This window comes from Streptomyces sp. Ncost-T10-10d, from assembly GCF_900091955.1.
Lineage (GTDB): Bacteria > Actinomycetota > Actinomycetes > Streptomycetales > Streptomycetaceae > Streptomyces.
In genome coordinates, this window is record NZ_FMDF01000157.1 from 122055 (window position 1) to 138043 (window position 15989).

The 15989-nt window shown below is 68.2% G+C and carries 15 protein-coding genes and 2 pseudogenes; 9 read left to right on the forward strand and 8 right to left on the reverse strand.

All coding sequences use genetic code 11. The annotated features are described in order from the left end of the window. Nucleotides 1–21 precede the first annotated feature (21 nt). From GA0115254_RS28490 to GA0115254_RS28500, 3 genes are all read left to right on the forward strand, one after another. Nucleotides 22–1275 (forward strand): NAD(P)/FAD-dependent oxidoreductase, encoded by a 1254-nt coding sequence (locus GA0115254_RS28490; RefSeq protein WP_093898149.1) that lies wholly within the window; start codon nucleotides 22–24, stop codon nucleotides 1273–1275. 92 nt (nucleotides 1276–1367) lie between these two features. Next, nucleotides 1368–2174 (forward strand): MerR family transcriptional regulator, encoded by an 807-nt coding sequence (locus GA0115254_RS28495; RefSeq protein WP_093898150.1) that lies wholly within the window; start codon nucleotides 1368–1370, stop codon nucleotides 2172–2174. After that, nucleotides 2171–3160, forward strand: a complete 990-nt coding sequence (locus GA0115254_RS28500; protein ID WP_093898151.1) for a BtrH N-terminal domain-containing protein — start codon at nucleotides 2171–2173, stop codon at nucleotides 3158–3160. Before GA0115254_RS28495 ends, GA0115254_RS28500 begins: the two co-directional genes overlap by 4 nt. A gap of 10 nt (nucleotides 3161–3170) precedes the next feature. Here GA0115254_RS28500 and GA0115254_RS46615 read toward each other — a convergent pair. Both GA0115254_RS46615 and GA0115254_RS28510 read right to left on the reverse strand, forming a co-directional pair. Beyond that, nucleotides 3171–3361, reverse strand: a pseudogene (locus tag GA0115254_RS46615) (CNNM domain-containing protein); the annotation flags it as partial. Nucleotides 3362–3689: 328 nt separating this feature from the next. Then, entirely contained in the window at nucleotides 3690–4469 is a 780-nt protein-coding gene (locus tag GA0115254_RS28510; RefSeq protein ID WP_093898152.1) for a hypothetical protein, read from the reverse strand. A gap of 182 nt (nucleotides 4470–4651) precedes the next feature. Here GA0115254_RS28510 and GA0115254_RS28515 point away from each other — a divergent pair, with 182 nt between their 5' ends. Beyond that, on the forward strand, nucleotides 4652–6004 hold the full coding sequence (locus GA0115254_RS28515) for a hypothetical protein (protein ID WP_093898153.1): 1353 nt from the start codon (nucleotides 4652–4654) through the stop codon (nucleotides 6002–6004). Nucleotides 6005–7100: 1096 nt separating this feature from the next. Here the strand turns inward: GA0115254_RS28515 and GA0115254_RS28525 are convergent. Then, nucleotides 7101–7679, reverse strand: coding sequence for a TerD family protein (locus GA0115254_RS28525; protein ID WP_093898155.1), 579 nt, complete (start codon nucleotides 7677–7679; stop codon nucleotides 7101–7103). A gap of 109 nt (nucleotides 7680–7788) precedes the next feature. Here GA0115254_RS28525 and GA0115254_RS28530 point away from each other — a divergent pair, with 109 nt between their 5' ends. Further along, a complete protein-coding gene (locus tag GA0115254_RS28530; RefSeq protein ID WP_176740328.1) occupies nucleotides 7789–8019 on the forward strand; it encodes a hypothetical protein in 231 nt (76 codons plus the stop codon). A gap of 19 nt (nucleotides 8020–8038) precedes the next feature. Here GA0115254_RS28530 and tatA read toward each other — a convergent pair whose 3' ends face one another. Continuing rightward, nucleotides 8039–8314, reverse strand: coding sequence for a Sec-independent protein translocase subunit TatA (gene tatA / locus GA0115254_RS28535; protein ID WP_093898156.1), 276 nt, complete (start codon nucleotides 8312–8314; stop codon nucleotides 8039–8041). Nucleotides 8315–8463: 149 nt separating this feature from the next. On the opposite strand from tatA, the gene GA0115254_RS28540 reads away from it, so the two are divergent. Then, the gene (locus tag GA0115254_RS28540; protein ID WP_176740329.1) at nucleotides 8464–9987 is read left to right on the forward strand and encodes an LCP family protein; all 1524 of its coding nucleotides are present in this window, start codon (nucleotides 8464–8466) and stop codon (nucleotides 9985–9987) included. Here the strand turns inward: GA0115254_RS28540 and GA0115254_RS28545 are convergent. The 3 genes from GA0115254_RS28545 to GA0115254_RS28555 all read right to left on the reverse strand — a co-directional run bounded on the left by GA0115254_RS28545 (nucleotide 9978) and on the right by GA0115254_RS28555 (nucleotide 13507). Beyond that, nucleotides 9978–10421 carry a lytic transglycosylase domain-containing protein gene (locus tag GA0115254_RS28545; protein WP_370740960.1) on the reverse strand — a complete coding sequence of 148 codons (444 nt, stop codon included), beginning with the start codon at nucleotides 10419–10421 and terminating at the stop codon, nucleotides 9978–9980. The genes GA0115254_RS28540 and GA0115254_RS28545 overlap by 10 nt on opposite strands. Nucleotides 10422–10491: 70 nt before the next feature. After that, nucleotides 10492–13176, reverse strand: a complete 2685-nt coding sequence (mgtA, locus tag GA0115254_RS28550) for a magnesium-translocating P-type ATPase (RefSeq protein WP_093898157.1) — start codon at nucleotides 13174–13176, stop codon at nucleotides 10492–10494. Further along, nucleotides 13130–13507, reverse strand: coding sequence for an ArsR/SmtB family transcription factor (locus tag GA0115254_RS28555; RefSeq protein ID WP_093898158.1), 378 nt, complete (start codon nucleotides 13505–13507; stop codon nucleotides 13130–13132). The genes mgtA and GA0115254_RS28555 overlap by 47 nt, the downstream gene beginning before the upstream one ends. Nucleotides 13508–13813: 306 nt before the next feature. Between GA0115254_RS28555 and GA0115254_RS28560 the strand changes: the two genes are divergently transcribed. Beyond that, nucleotides 13814–14080: a GlsB/YeaQ/YmgE family stress response membrane protein gene (locus GA0115254_RS28560; protein ID WP_093898159.1), complete on the forward strand. Its 267-nt coding sequence runs from the start codon at nucleotides 13814–13816 to the stop codon at nucleotides 14078–14080. A gap of 253 nt (nucleotides 14081–14333) precedes the next feature. Here GA0115254_RS28560 and GA0115254_RS28565 read toward each other — a convergent pair whose 3' ends face one another. Beyond that, complete coding sequence (locus GA0115254_RS28565) at nucleotides 14334–14933, reverse strand: DUF4232 domain-containing protein (RefSeq protein WP_256102826.1); 600 nt, start codon at nucleotides 14931–14933, stop codon at nucleotides 14334–14336. Nucleotides 14934–15202: 269 nt separating this feature from the next. Between GA0115254_RS28565 and GA0115254_RS28570 the strand changes: the two are divergent. Both GA0115254_RS28570 and GA0115254_RS43970 read left to right on the forward strand, forming a co-directional pair. Next, nucleotides 15203–15598 (forward strand): annotated as a pseudogene (locus GA0115254_RS28570) (transposase family protein); the annotation flags it as partial. A gap of 94 nt (nucleotides 15599–15692) precedes the next feature. Beyond that, nucleotides 15693–15989, forward strand: a complete 297-nt coding sequence (locus tag GA0115254_RS43970; protein WP_141720928.1) for a hypothetical protein — start codon at nucleotides 15693–15695, stop codon at nucleotides 15987–15989.

The following is a 15989-nucleotide window of genomic DNA, read 5'->3' on the forward strand; positions in this document are numbered from 1 at the left end:
CCTTGAAGGGGCGATCAGCGCATGACCAGGCCTGAGAGCGCGGGATATGACTACGACGTCGTCATCAGCGGAGCCGGCCTCGCCGGCAGTGCCGCGGCGATCTTGCTCGCTCGGCGCGGTGTCCGCGTCGCACTGCTGGAACGCCGCTCGGACCCCGAAGCGTACAAGGTGCTTTGCACCCACTCCCTTCAGGCCAGCGCCTACCCGGTGCTGGACGAACTTGGCCTCATCCCCGCTCTGGAGAAGGCGGGAGCCGTCCGCAACGAGGCCCGCTGGTACACCCGCTGGGGATGGATCGAGCCGAGGGCCGCACCGGCGGGCCCCGAGCTACCGTACGCGTACAACATTCGGCGCAGCACCCTCGACCCGTTGATCAGGTCCCATGCGGCGGAGACTCCTGGCGTCGATCTGCTTCTCGGCCACCATGTGTCCGGGCTGGTCCGGGAAGCCGGGCGAACCTTGGGGGTGCGCGCGTCGACGCCACAGGGCGAGCGCGAGATCCGGGCCCGCCTGGTGGTAGGCGCCGATGGCAAGGACTCGGCCGTAGCGAAGTTCGCCGGAGTGCCTGCTCGGCGGTACGAGAACGCGCGGTTCGGCTATCTCGCACACTTCCGCAATCTTCCGCTGCACGGCGGGATAGGTCACGCCTGGTTCCTCGAGCCCGACATGGCGTACGCGTTTCCGAACGACGACGAGGTGACGGTCATCGCGGTGCTCCCGGACAAGAAGCGGCTGCCGGCCTTCCGGGAAGACCTGGAGGGCAGCTTCTTCGAGTTCGTCCGCGCCCTACCCGAGGCACCGCCCATCGACTCCGCCGAGCGCATCACGAAGATCACCGGCACTGTCAACTACCCGCTTCACAGCCGCAAGCCGACCGCACCGGGCGTCGCGTTCATCGGTGACGCCGCCCTGACCGGCGATCCCCTGTGGGGAGTGGGATGCGGGTGGGCTCTGCAGTCCGCGCAATGGTTGGCAGAGGCGGTCGCCTCGGCCGCAACCGGTCGGGGCGACCTCAACAGGTCGCTCGTGGTGTACGCACGCAGGCACCGGCGCCGGCTGCGCGGTCACCAGTACCTGGCCGCCGACTACGCCAAGGCCCGTCCGTTCAATCCCTTGGAGCGGCTGATGTTCTCGGCGGCAGCGCGCGATGAGTCGCTGGCGCGGCACATGCATCTGTTCGCATCCCGCCTGATCGGGCCGCTGCGTTTCTTGAACCCCGTGGCGCTGGCCAAGGCTTCGGCCGTCAACATCAAGCATCGCGGGGCGGCTGTCTGAGCGATGACGACGGCGAAGAGGAGTAGGGCGGCCTTGGGGCCAATGGGTACAGCGTTGGACTCTCCCACCGTGGGAGGGTCCACCATGATGGCGTGCATGACGAACTTCTCACCATCGGGCGCTTCGCCCGCCTGTGCCGGCTCAGCGTCAAGCAGCTACGGCACTACGACGAGATGGGGCTATTGGCTCCGGTCCGCGTGGATGCCGGCTCCGGCTACCGCTATTACGCACCTGAGCAGGCGCGTAATGCCCTGACCATTGCCCTGCTCCGCGAGATGGATCTTCCCCTGGCTGTGATCGCTCAGGCGCTGGCTGCCGAGCCTGAGCGCAGGGCACAGATCCTGCGCGCCGAGCGGGACCGGCTGACCGAGCGGATCAGTAGGGACCAGGCACGGCTGGAGATGCTGGAGCGGCTGGCGCAGAGCGGCCTGCCCGGCTATGAGGTGAAGATGAGCAGGGAGCCGGAGCGACGGCTGGCAGTGGTGCGAGCGGCCTGCACTCCTGCGGAGATCGGGGAGAAGGTCGAGGCATGCGTAGGCCGGCTGCTGCCCGTGCTTGGCAGGGCGAGAGTCGTATGGGAGCCGCCGCTGTGGGGGCTGTACCCCCTGGATCTGGAAGAGCGGATGGAAATCGCCGTCGGGGCGCAGTTGCCGCAGGTGGAGGGGACACCCGGCCTGGAGTTCGAGGTGCTGCCCGGCGGGCTCGTTGCCGAGACCGTGCACATCGGGTCCTACGCTCAGCTGCCCTTGGCCTACAACGCGCTCTTCGCCGCCATCCACGAGCGCGGACTGTGCCCGCAAGTGCCTGTACGTGAGGCCTATCTCGTCGGCCCGGCAGAGGCGCCGCAAGAAGAACTGATGACCCGGCTGATCATTCCCGTCCAGGAGAGCATGGCATGACCACGATAAGAAACATCGATGCCTGCGGTACGCAGCACTGCGAGACGACAGCTCTGGGGGTGCTGTTGCGGCACCAAGGACTCGATCTGTCCGAGCCCATGCTCTTCGGTCTCGGCTCCGGCCTGTCCTTCATCTACTGGGACAGCAAGAACATGGACTTCCCCTTCCTCGGGGGACGGGTAAAACCATTCGACCTCACCGGAAATCTAGCCGCCAGACTCAACCTGGGGCTCCTGGTTCAGGAGACCGCCTCGCCACGCAGGGCATGGGAGAACGTGGTGGCCCCCATCGACGCCGGCCACCCCGTCGGACTGCAGCTCGACAGCTACTACCTGGACTACTTCGGGTCGAAGGTGCACTTCGGCGGTCATGTCGTCGCCATGTACGGCTACGATGACCACGACTCCTACCTGGTGGACACCGACCAGCAAGGCGGAGCGGTATCCACCAGCCTGCCCAGCCTCGCCCAGGCCAGAGCCGCGCGCGGCCCGATGACCGCGAAGCACCGGTCCTTCACCCTCACCGTTCCGAGGGATCTGCCCTCCCCACAGGGACAGATCATTCCCGCCATCACCGCCTGCGCCGAAGCCTTCCTCAACCCGCCCATCGCCAACCTCGGACACCGAGGCATCGAAAAGGCCGGCAAGCTGGTATGCACATGGCTCCAGCGCACCGACAACCCGCAGCGAGACCTGTCGCAAGCCGCTCTTCTGATGGAGAAGGCCGGCACCGGCGGCGCCCTGTTCCGCAACCTCTACCGCGACTTCCTCGCCCAATGCACCCAACTGCTCGACAGCAGACACCTGCGCACCGGCCACAATCTGTACACCGAGGCAGCCACCCTGTGGACCGAAGCCGCAGCACTGATCACAAAAGCCGGTGAATCAGGCGATACGCAGTGCCTCGCACAGGCAGGCACTGTCCTCAGCGATCTTTCACGCATAGAGCGCGAGGCCATGCAGGCGCTGAGCTACCTGCAGGAGTGAGACATCAATCGATGCCCAGTTGGGCGCCGGACAGCTGGAAGGTCAGCCGCTTGGCGGCTTTCAGCGCACTTGCCGCGCCCCGGTCACCGGCTTCGGCGGCGCGTGCCGGCTCGCTGCGCTCGATCGTGGTCAGAGAGAATCGGCTGCGACGAACACCGCAGATGCAAGGGTCAGGGCGAGGGCGAGAATCAGCAGGAGCACTTCGGTTACCGACCCCGACTCCGACCCCTGGATCGACAACTGTGGGCGGGCCGTGGCACGGCTGGTACTGAGAGGTTCACCCATGGTGGGTCTGCTTCTCCATCTTGACTCGGCGGATCGGGTGGATCCTGGATGGCGGGCTTTCCCAGCCAGGCTGCCGGAGTGCGGCCCGGCAGGAGGCGACCCCATCCCTGTGCTTCTACAGGCGTGTGGAAAACCCGGGGGGGCGGCCTGGATGTCCCCGGGCGGCCCGGGAGGCGGAGGCGGCGCATCTCGTCGGGAGGAGCGCGGCACGATGAGCGGCTGGCTGGGCTTTGTCCCGGCGTGATCAGTCCGCTCCGGGCAGCTTGGGGCCAGTGAAATCCGGACCCGAGAAGCCGGGACTCGAAATGTCGGGAGCACTGAAACCCGGCCCCCTGCGTGGCTCCGGAACCCCCTTCGCGCCGCCGGCCGCACGTGAGGTGTCCGTCACATCCGGACGGTCTACGTCCTCAAGGCTCACGGTCTGGAGCGAGTTGGACAGGAAAGGCAGAATCCCGCGTTCGAGCAGTGCCTCCTGCCACGCGTCACGCGCGTGGTCCACCTCGGGATCCATGCCACCGGCCGCCGAACGATTGCGCGCCGCTGCCACCAGCATCCAGACGAGACCGGCCAGCACTGTCACTACCGCGACCCCTGTCGCAGCCAGACCGGCGGAAAGCATGACGTCGGCGAGATGTGAGTGCATGTCAACAGCCCGGAAGGCGAAGCCGATCAAGCCGAAGACCGCGGCAGCCGTGGCGGACAGCCCCGGTACCAGAACGGCCACCGCATGCAGTGTGCTGCTTGTGTTGGCGGCCGCGCCGTCGGACTCGCGCCGTGCGCGACGAAGCGTCGCGCCCGACGAGGCCGAGGCTGCGAGCAGCTGACGGTATGCGCGGTATTCGGAAGCCGCCGAAGCGGCGATGGCGGTGCGCGCGCCGAGTGCCCGAGTGCGCAGTTGTTCATTGTTGAGAGCCCTGGGAGTGTGGCGCCTCTTCTCCTGGATCGCGGGGGAGTTCAGTGCGTGATCCAGGATGCGCTCGAATGAGGGCAGGTCTTCTGCCCGTAGGTGATCCGGACGGTCCACGAGTCATCCTTAGTTGGTGAAATGCGCTCAGCGTGTCCTCACGATGGTTCTCGGGTTGCGCAATCCTTCGAGCGTGTCAGTGAAGCCGCCGGGATCGAGCGGGTGCCCTTCCGTGAGACTTGCTACATTACGCAATTGAGCAATCGTTAGTGTTGCGATCCGTCGCAGGAGGAGGAACTGCCATGCCTGTTGCCCGTCGGGTGCTGCCACGGCTCGGCCCGGTCCTGGCCGTCCTGGCTCTGATGGTCTGCGCGATGTTCGCGTCCGCCCCCGCCCCCGCGCACGCTGCGGGGGCGGGCCTCGACAGCGTGGCCGAGGCCTTGAAGAAGAGTCCCGTGTACGTTGATCCGCGCGCCCGGGACCAGCTCTCCGAGGCCGACGCCGAAGACCTCGCGAAGAAGATCGAGGACGCGGGCAAGCCTGTTTTCGTTGCTGTTCTGCCAAAGGCCGCCGAGTTCCCTCCCGGGACCCTGATGCGGGACCTGCGCACCCAGGTCGGCATCACCGGGGTGTACGCCGTCCACCTTGGCGACGGTTTCAACGCGAACGCGGACTCCTCGGTGATGTCTCGCAACGCGGTCGGCAACCTCACCGGCGCCGTCAAGCGCTCCCACTCCGGGGACCCCGAAGGACTCCTGACCGCCTTCGTCGACCAGGCCACCCAGCAGTCCAAGGGGCAGGCCCCGGCCACCTGGAGCGGCGCCGAGGATGATCAGGGGAGCGGTGGCGCGGCGGTGCTGTTCACCGTCGGCGCGGTCGCGGCGGCCGGCGCCGGAGGGTACGCCCTGTACCGCCGTTCAAAGAAGAAGCGCGAGCGCGCCGAACTGGACGCCCTGCGCGTCGTGGTCGACGAAGACATCACCGCCTTCGGCGAGGAACTGGACCGGCTCGACTTCCACCCGTCGGAGCCCGGGGCCGACGACGCGATGCGGCAGGACTACACCCACGCCCTGGATACGTACGACAAGGCCAAAGAACTGATGGCCGTGGCCGCCAAGCCGCAGGATGTCCAGCCGGTGACCGCAGCCCTCGAAGAGGGCCGGTTCGCGCTCGCGGGCCTGGCCGCGCGCCGCGCCGGAACCCCGGTGCCCGAGCGCCGTGTTCCCTGCTTCTTCGACCCTCGCCACGGCCCGTCGGCCATTGATGCGATGTGGGCCCCGCCCGGCGGCATGCCGCGCAACGTACCGGTGTGTGAGGCTGATGCCGACCTCCTGGCGGCCGCGCAGGAGCCGATGGCCCGTCAGGTGCGGACCGCCCACGGTTCCGAGCCCTACTGGAATGCCGGACCCGCATACGCACCTTGGGCGGGCGGCTACTTCGGCGGCACCGGCAGCATGCTCGGCGGCCTGCTCGTGGGCACGATGCTGGGCTCGGTCCTCAATGCACCTTCCGCCTTGGCCGACACGGCGCCCGTCGACAGTGCGCCAGATGGCGGGGAGTTCACAGGCGCCGACTTCAACCCAGGCGACTTCGGCGGTGGTTTCGAAGGCAGCGGCTTCGAGGGCGGAGGCGACTTCGGCGGTGGAGACTGGTGATCCCGGTGTTCAGCAGGCCGCAGGAGAGGACCCACACAGGTTCGCCCCGGACGCGTTCATGGGCGTGAGTCGCAGCTCTACCCGATTCCTCCTGATGCAGCGGCGGATCATGCTTCCGTGTTGCCTGTGGCGGGTGTCGTCGAGAGTGACGCTGCGCAAGGCATGAACCGGGCCATGGTTCGGTTCAGCCAGGAGGAATGCGCGTGTAGGCGATCTCACGTTGTCCGCCGCTGCCCAGGTGCCGACCCGTTGGCACATCCTTGCTGTCAGGTACAGGGAAGAGCTGTCGGCGGCAAACAGGTCCCGTACTGTTTTCGGCAGGGCGAATGGAAGCCACTCGGTCAACGGGAACAGGAGCCGCCCCTATCAAGTGGGCTGAGGCCCGGGGTGGTGCGGGGCTGGGTGTCCATGACCGCGATGCAGTCGGTGGCCGATGTTCGGTGGCCCGGGTCCTCTTGGGGCGTATCCCTGACAGGTGCGGTTCGTGAGGCCCCGGCACCGCTGTCCGGCAGACACACGCGGTGGGATCGCCCCACCACAGCTCCCGAGCCCCCGCGATCGGGTCGTGCGGGCCGATCGCAACGATCCACACCTCGGCGTCGTGCCAACACGCCCGGAAGTGCTCTTCGCCGAGCTCACCCGGCTTCCACTGGTCGGTCCCGTGGGTGATCTGCCGGAGCGCCGCATCGTCACGAAGCCGGACGAGCTCGGACAGGTCCGTCTCGTCCGCGCGCCGGGAGGACAACTCCGGCTGCTGAGCCGCTTCGAGCAGGTTCTCGTTGCGCAGTCGCTCGAAAGACATGTGTCTGTTCACAACGCGGCACTCTGTGTCCCCTCCCGCCACAAGGACCGTGGTGAGGCTCACCACCTGGGCCGCATGCCCGGCGGCCAGGAGTGCCGTCACTTGCGGGAAGACGGCGTTCGGCCTCGGTGGCCTGGTGCCGAGGCCGAACATCCGCGGCAGCACGTACTCGAATACAGGCCTGCCCTGTGCCCGCAGACCGTCCCGACCGTGCGGGACCCCGGTTCCCCGGTCGTTCCGGCCCCGTCCACGTGACCGCCCAGCCCTCACACGCGCCTTTCGGTATCGCGTCGCTCAGTCGATACCTACGCCGTAGTCGGTGGCGATACCTGCCAGTCCCTGTGCATAGCCTTGGCCGATGGCGCGGAACTTCCACTCCCCGCCTCTGCGGTACAGGGCGCCGAAGACCATTGCGGTCTCGCCGGCGGCGTCGTAGGAGAGCTCGTAGCGGCACATCTCACGGCCGGTGAGGTTGTCCACGACGCGGATGAAGGCTTCGCTGACCTGCCCGAAGCTTTGGCCGCGCCGCTCCGCGTCGTGGATGGAAACGGTGAAGACGACCTGCCCCACCTTCTCGTCCAGCCTGTCGAGGTCGATGAGGATCTGTTCGTCGTCCCCGTCGCCTTCGCCGGTCGTGTTGTCGCCCGTGTGCCGAACGGCGCCGTCGGGGCTGGTGAGGTTGTTGTAGAAGACGAAGTGCTCGTCGGAGACGGCCTTCATCCCAGGGCCGCAGATGATCGCGGACGCATCGAGGTCGAAGTCCGTGGCGCCGACCGGCCGGGCGTCCCAGCCCAGCCCGACGGTGACGTCCGCAAGCGGGGTGCCGTCCTGGTTGAGGACGACGTTCTGACCTTTGGCGAGGCTGACGCCCATGTGTGCTGCTTCTCCCCGAAGTCGAGCTGCGTTCGGGGCCGCGTGGCAGAGCCCCGGAGTGACGAGTTTCACAATAGTTTAAAAGTTGCGCAATAATTAAACTATGCGCATGGATGCGAACGACTTGACGGGCTCGGAGAGCGCGATACTTGATGGCGGCCCCGCGGACGGGCTGTGTATGCGGGTTACCGACCGGCCCTCGGTGTTGCAGGTGACGTACCCCTGCCAGCTCGAAGCCCCGCCGGGCGGCGTGCAGGTGGAGGCGCTTTACGTCTACCGCCGGGACCCCGGGGTGCGGAGTGAGCCGCTGAGGTACGGCTTCGACGGCGCCAGTCCGTGACGGGGCCGCCTCGTGCGGTTCACTGGGCGTTGTTGGTGCTTTCCGTGGCCGGCCGGGCCGGAGTCGACTCACCTGTGGTCCGGATCGCCGAAGGTGCGACGTGTGGGGGTGGGGCGGGATCGGAGGCGGGGCTCGGCGCACCGTCCTCCTTCATGGCCTTGGTCTCACTCTTGAGGATGCGCAGAGACTTCCCCACCGCCCGGGCGGTGTCCGGCAGTTTCTTCGAGCCGAACAGCACGATGACGACGATCGCCACAATCAGCAGATGCCAAGGCTCCAGCCCGTTACGCAACATTTCCAGCTCCGCCTTTCGTCTCGTCAAACGGGGCGCGCACCTAGGGGTGGCTCCCACTGGAAGACTTGCTACATTGCGCAACTGTACAACCTTGGAGTGGGGCGAGCCGTCCCCTCTGTATCGGTCGGACGGATGAGGGCGCACAACACATGGCAGGCACCCGCCAGCAGATGGCACCCCCGCGTCACAGCGGTGCTCGATCCGCCGTACGCACCCGGCGGCGCAAGCGCAGCCGGGTGCGTACCGTGCTCGTGATGGCTGTGTCGTTGCTCGTGCTGGTGACGGCGGGAGCGGGGTGGGTCTACCTCCGGCTGAGCGGCAACATCGACACCTTCAGCTCGGACGGTATCTCCGGCGACCGACCGGACGCCTCCGCTTCGAAGGGCGCGAACGTCCTGGTCATCGGCTCGGACGCGCGCACCGGCGGGAACAGCGATCTGGGTGGCGGTGACAAGAGCGACGTCGGCCGCTCCGACACCGCCTTCCTGCTCCACATATACGCCGACCACCAACACGCCGTCGCCGTGTCCGTCCCGCGCGACACCCTTGTCGACATCCCGCCCTGCAAACTCCCGGACGGGAGTTGGAGCAAGACGCAGACCAACGTCATGTTCAACGCGGCGTACTCCATGGGCCAGACTGCCAAGGGCAACCCGGCCTGCACCCAGAACACCGTCGAGAAGCTCACCGGACTGCGCGTCGACCACACCGTCGTCGTCGACTTCAAAGGCTTCTCGCAACTGACCGAGGTCGTCGGTGGCGTCGAGGTGTGTCTGCCGCAGAACATCTACCAAAGGGACCTCAATCCCAACCGCACCACGCGCGGCAAGCTCCTGTTCGCCAAGGGCGAGCAGAAGGTCGCCGGGCAGCAGGCGCTGGACTACGTGCGCATCCGGCACGGCATCGGCGACGGCTCCGACATAGGACGCATAAAACGCCAACAAGCCTTCGTCGCAAGCCTCATCAAGAAGGTGAAGAGCGACGGGCTCACCCCCACCAAGCTGCTGCCGCTCGCGGACGCCGCGACCAAGTCCATGACCGTCGACCCCGGTCTCGGGTCCGCCGACAAGCTGCTGTCCTTCGCGATGTCGATGAAGGACATCGACCTGCACAACACCAAGTTCGTGACCATTCCCTGGCGGTACCAGGGATCGCGGGTCGCGATCGTCGAGCCGGACGCCGATGCCCTGTGGGCCGCGCTGAAGGCCGACCGGACCATCGACGGCAAGGACGCCAGTGGCAAGGGCGGCGACGAGGCGGCCTCGGCCTCCCCCTCGGCGAGTGCCGACGAATCGGTCTCCGGGGGCGGCATCGACGTCGCCGTCTACAACGGCACCACCGTCGTCGGGCTCGCCGCCCGCGCGGCGCAAACCCTCAAGGACCACGACTTCACCGTCACCGGCACCGCCACCGCCGGCGCCCAGGACCACAGCACCACGGTGATCGAGTACGGTCCGGGACAGCAAGACCGGGCGGAGACCGTCACCCGACTCTTTCCCGAGGCGGATCTCCGGGCGACGACCACGGCGGGCATCGACGTGATCCTCGGCCAGGACTACGCGGACCACCCCGCGGCCACCGCCTCCAATAGGCCGGCTTCCGTACCCTCCGAAGTGGCCGACGGTGCCCGCTCCGCCGATGACGACCTCTGCGCCAACCTCTCCTACGGCTGAGCGGATATCGCTTTCCCGGCCTTGGCCCAGTTGGCATGCAGCCGGTCCAGGTAGGACTGCGCCTGACTGCCCGGGTGCGCGCCGCGGGCGAATGCCAGCACGTTGCCCGACCCGGTGTTGTAGCCCAGCGCCAGCAGTTCGTTCTTCGTGTACGTCCCCGGCCGGTGGGCGGGCAACTGCGCGGCCAGGTCGTGCAGATGCCAGGCGGCCGCCTCAATCGCCAGGTCCCGGTCGTCGGGCAGTTCCTCCCATCGGCGGTTCGCGAAATCATGGCGCCGCTTGGTCTCGTCGAAGGCGGCACGGTGCATGTTCGCGATGCCGAAGGCTGCATCCGGCTTGTAACGCTGCCAGGCCCGTTCCAGCTCAGGGTCGTGCGGCTTGCAGGACTCGTTGTAGAGGACCGCCATCAACACGACCGGACGGGAGTCCCGCATCGTTTGCTGACCCCGGCGCAGGGCCTGCACGACGACAGTTGTGCGGGGTGCGTACCGACGGGCGGCGCCACTACGGATGTGTACCGCGACTCTCGTAGCGATGTCTGGCGGTCGCAAGTCCCGCCGCGTACAACCCGAGCACCACCACGAGCAGCAGGTAGTAGAGGGCGGGCAGGGCCATCAAGCCCAGCCGCGGGCCGAGCGGGGAGAGCGGCAGCAGCAGTCCGGTGGCGGCGAGCGCGGCTGCGGCCCAGCCGACCGGGCTGATCCCGCGGGTCTCGGCGGTGCGGCGGCCGGTCCGCAGGAGCAGCATCACCAGTGCCTGCGTGAGCAGGTTCTCCGTGAACCAGCCGGAGTGGAACACCGCCTCGTCGTCCGTCCCCCCGGGACCGTACAGGGCGAGGGCGAGCACCGCGAAGGTGGCCAGGTCGGCGACGGCATTGAGCGCTCCGAAGGCGGTGATGAAGCGGAGGAAGTCGCGCGGTCGCAGGATGGTCGGGTGCTTGAGTGCGGCGGGAGCGGGCCGTTCGTAGGAGAAGGTGAGCTGGGCGGCGTCGAAGCACAAATTCTGGACGAGGGCCTGGGCCGGGAGCATCGGCAGGAAAGGCAGCAGGAGGCCGGCGGAGAGCATGGCGATGACGTTGCCGAGGTTCGAGGAGAGCGTGATGCGCAGATACGTCGCGATGGTGACGCTGCTGTGCCGGCCTGCCGTGATCGCGTGATCGATCGTGGACAGGTCCTTGCCGTGGTCGGCAAGCACCACGTCGGCGTTCTCGCGGGTCATGTCGACGGCATCGCGCGGGCAGATCCCGACATCGGCCGCGTTCAGTGCGGGCAGATCGTTGACGCCGTCCCCGAGGAAACCGGTGGTGTGGCCCGCGGCACGCAGGGCGGTGACGATGCGGGCCTTGTGCTCGGGGGTGCAGCGCGCGAAGACGGTGGTCCGGTGGGCGAGGTCGGCCAGCTCCGGGTCCGTGAGCTTGTCGATGTGGTCTGCTGTGCATACGTCACCGGGGTCGATGCCCAGATCGCGGCAGGCTCGGGCCGCGGTGCCAGGGTGGTCTCCGGTGAGGACCTTGACCGTGACGCTGCGGTCGGCGAGGACGCGCAGGGCAGCGGCGGCGGAGGGGGCGAGTTCCTCACGCAGAGCGATGAAGCCGATGAAGGTCAGGCCGCGTTCGTCGGCAGGCGTGTATGCGCGGCGTCGCGCCGGACGTTCGGCGGTGGCGACCGCGAGGAGCCGCAGCCCGTCGTCCGCTTGGCTCGCTGCGAATTCGAGCAGCCGTTGCCCGTCGACGCCGTCGAGCGCGCATCGCTCAAGTACGTTCTCGACGGCGCCCTTGACGACGAGTGTGTGGACGCCGAGGCGGCCGGGGTCGCGTACGACGGCGGTGGCGAGGCGACGTGCCGGATCGAACGGCAGGGCAGCGACCCCGTCGTACCGCAGTACACCGTCCTCGTCGGCCGCGTCGAGGATCGCCTCGTCCAGGGCGTCCGGGGCGGGCAGATCGGCGAGCTGGAGCGTCCACCACGCGTTGACGGCGGCCCAGCGCAGCACCTCGGGATCGTCCCGGCCGTCGGCATTCAGCGCGTGGACCACGACAGGCCGGTCCTGGGTGAGCGTGCCCGTCTTGTCCAGGCACAGCACATCGACGGCACCCAGGTCGTGCAGCGCGGGCAGCCGTCTGACGATCACGCCGTGGGAGCGCGCGAGGAGCGATGCGCCGCGTGCCAGACATGTGGTGACGATGACCGGGAGCATTTCCGGGGTGAGCCCCACCGCCACCGCCACCGCGAACGGCAGCGTCTCCAGACCCCGGCCGCGCAGAGCGGCATTCGCCATGAGCACCAGTGGCGGCGTCAGCAGCATGAACCGGATGAGGATCCAGGAAATCCCGTGCACCGAGCGGTCGAAGGCGCTCGGGCCACGCGGGTGTACGGAGTCGTGTGCGGCGGCTAACCAGGTACACGCCCCGGTCGCGACAACCACCGCGGTGCCGCTGCCCGACATGACACTGCTGCCCTGAAAACACAGCTGCGGCTCATCGAACGGGCCGTTCTCCAGCGGGCCCGGCGCATCAACAGGATGCTTGGCGACCGGAGCCGACTCCCCGGTGAGCGCTGCCTGATTCACACTCAGGCCGATAGCGCGCAGAAGCCGTACGTCGGCGGGGATCAGGTCGCCGGGGCCGAGGCGGACCACGTCCCCCGGCACCAGCTGATCGACCGGAACCTCCCGAGGCACTGGCCCTGCATCCTCATCCGTGCGGCGCAGTACCGTTGCGGTGGTCGCCACCAGCTCCCGCAGCCCGGCCATCGACCGGTCGGCGCGATGTTCCCCGGCCGACCGCAGCACACAGCTGACCACCACAAGCACGGTGGTCACACAGGCGGTGCCCCAGGCCGCGACGGCCGCGGACACCAGGCCGAGGCAGAGCAACACCGCGGTGAACGGATCGCGCAGGCTGCGCAGAAAACGCCCGACCCATGACACGGTCCGCCGGGCAGGCAGCGTGTTCTCGCCGAACCAGGCCAGGCGCGCGTCAGCTTCCACGTCCGTCAGCCCACGAGGGCCGCTGTTGAGCGTGCGCAGCACCTGGAGCGAGGTCAGTTCTTGCGACGCCCTGCCGACTGCGGGGGCTCTTCCCGGTGACGGAGCGGTCGGCTGTTCGGGCGGTACAAGGCCCGGCCCCTCAACCGCGGAGGTGTCAGGCACCGGTCCTGCGGAGCGCTCGTACCGGCGCGGACGCGGCATCGGCGCGAGCGGTCAACTGGCCGACCATCAGCCGCACCACGGTCACGATATCGGGGTCGTCCACGAAGTAGACCATCCGTCGGCCCTCGCGACGGGAACGCACGAGACCCGCGAGCTTCAGCTTTGTCAGGTGCTGGCTGACGGCGGGCAGCGCGCCTCCCACCCGCTCCGCGAGTCCGGTCACATCACTCTCGCCCTGGGCCAACGTCCACATGATATGGAGCCGTGCCGAGGATGCCAGCAGCCCGAAGGTCGCGGCCGCCTCCGCGAATACCTCGGCAGGCGGGTCCTCGAAGCTGTCGACGTCTGTCGCCACCGTCGTCCCTCCCATTTCCGTGGGGTCGCTTGCGAACCTCCCCAGTCTAGGCCGCCCCGCGAAGCTCCCGAGCGACGCCGGCCGCCGGCACCGTGGACCCGGCTCGCTCCACCGACATCGTCGACGCCGCGGGCGCGATCAACCCGAGGAACTTCGGCCTCTCTGCCTACCGCACCCCGGACGCAAGGCGTTCACGTTGCAACCGGATCCGCCCGCGCCGCGTCTTCGCCATTGTCTGTACAGTTGCGCAACCGAGCAACGCACTGCAGCCGGCTGTGGCGATCTACGCCCCTGCGCGGCCCGACGAGGGGAACGACGAACGTGGGCATCATCAGCTGGATCATCCTCGGGCTTGTCGCCGGAGTCATCGCCAAGGTCCTGCTCCCCGGGCGCGACCCCGGGGGCCTGATCGGTACCACCCTCATCGGCATTGCGGGCGCCTTCGTCGGCGGCTGGCTCTCGGCGCGCTTCCTCGACCGGCCGGTGGAGAATCACTTCTTCGACCTGACCACGTGGGGTGCGGCGATCGGCGGCTCCCTCGTCCTGCTGGTCGGCTACCGCGTCCTCTTCGGCAATTCACGGGACTGACGAAGATTCCGGACTCCGCCGGAACCAAGCGGGTGGCCTGCGCCGTACACAATTCTCGTGATAGGAGTCGGCGTCACCGTCCGAGCGGCGGCCGAGGTGGCACCGTCGACCGCCGACATCGGCAGCTGGATGATTTCGGTCGGACAAACCACCGCTGGTGGTCCCTCGCCCGTTTCGCTTCGATCGGGTCGTGCTTCCTCGCGGCGGTCGAGAGGGCGTCTGGATGATGCCACCCCGGCCGCTCGCCCTTCCGTCAGCCGCTCACCGCTGTCGTCCTGAAGAGGTCGCCGCAGATGAGGGGTTGGGAGGTGCGCAGGGTCAGAGCCTGCCGGGAGCCGGGTGGGTAGACCCGGAGATAGTCGGGCCGGTCCCAGCACTCCGAGCCTTTGATCCCGCGGTTGAGGGTGTGCAGGGTGACTTCGGCTGAGCCTCTGGCCCCGATGACGGTGACCCGACCGGCGGCGCCCTCTCGGGCGGCGGGTTCGCCGATCACGCTGCCGTCGCGCCTGATCAAGGAGACCCCGGGAAAGCCGGTCAGGGTGCAGGGGTCCGGGGACTTGTTCACCAGCGTGAGCCGGTAGTGGATCTGGCCTGCGCCCGCGTCGCCCTGCCTCAGGCTCATGGTCAGCGCCTCGGTCGTGCAGCGCCCCGGACCGCTGCCGGTCGCCGGGGCGGACGTGGTTGCCGAGGCGCTCGAGGTGGCGGCCCCGGTGGGAGCCGGCTCGCCCGGCGCGACGGGCGCATCCGGGGCGGTGCTGCCGCGGGCCGACCTGCTCGATCCCGCGGGTTCGGCTGAGGGGGAGGCGCCGTCGTCGCAGCCGGCGGCGCCCACGGCGAGAGACACGACCGCCACCGGGACGAGGGCGTACCGGCGGAGCCCGCGCCTGCTGCCGGTCGCTCCGCGCTCACACGGACGTAGGGATCGTGCGGACGGTGGGGTGATGGTTCGCGGAGTGGAGTCCATGGTTCTCGCTTGCTCGCTTCGGTGCCTCCTGAATCATCCACTTCGGCGCGGGAATACGGTTCCGGACCGTGTCCGGTGGGAGCGGCGGCCCCGGAGCCGACGGCGGACGGCACGGGTGCGAGCGGTGGGACCGCCGCCAACGCGCTCTACCACTCCGGGAACGGAAGCGCCACGGCATGAATGTCCAGGTCCTCACCGATCCGTTCGGACGGCTGCTGTGGGCATCTTCGGCGTTACCCGGCTCGACCCACGACCTGACCGCCGCCCGCAGCCACGGGATCACCGACGCCCACGCCGCATCAGGGATCAAGTGCCGGGCAGACAAGGCGTATCAGGGTGCCGGCTGCCACGTCCGAGTCCCGTTCCGGCGTCGCCGCCTCAAGTGAGGGAAGCGGCGTCACAACACCACCCACGCCGAGATCCGCTGCGTCGGCGAGCAGGCTGCGGCCGTCCCGAAGGGCTGCCGCCTGCTGCGCAAGCTCCGCTGCAGCACCAACCGGATCACCGACATAGCCAAGGCCGACCTCGTCCTTCACCACAACTTGAGGTGGTAAAAGCCTCACTCGATTGGAGCGTTTGAGTCGCCACCTTGAATGATCCGGGCTTTTCATTGAGCTGCACCGCAACGGCGTTCGTGGGAGGTGGCGGATGTACAACATGTGCGCCGAACGCGCCGCGACGGAGAACGGCACCGGACTCTCGTGGCATGGCATCGACCGCGAGGGCAACGACCTGTGTGCTCGGATCTTCAGCGACACGGCAGCGTCGACACCGGACGGCGTGTGCGACCGTGATGATGACTGCCGCAGCTGCATGAACTTCGTTGCCCAGGCAGTTCGTCCTTCGCCCGTCACTGCGGATTCATCCGCTCCGGTCGGCGATGCCACGCAGCGGAACTCGGACCTCATTGCGCCGAACCCGGGAGGTCAACCTCGTGGTCACTGA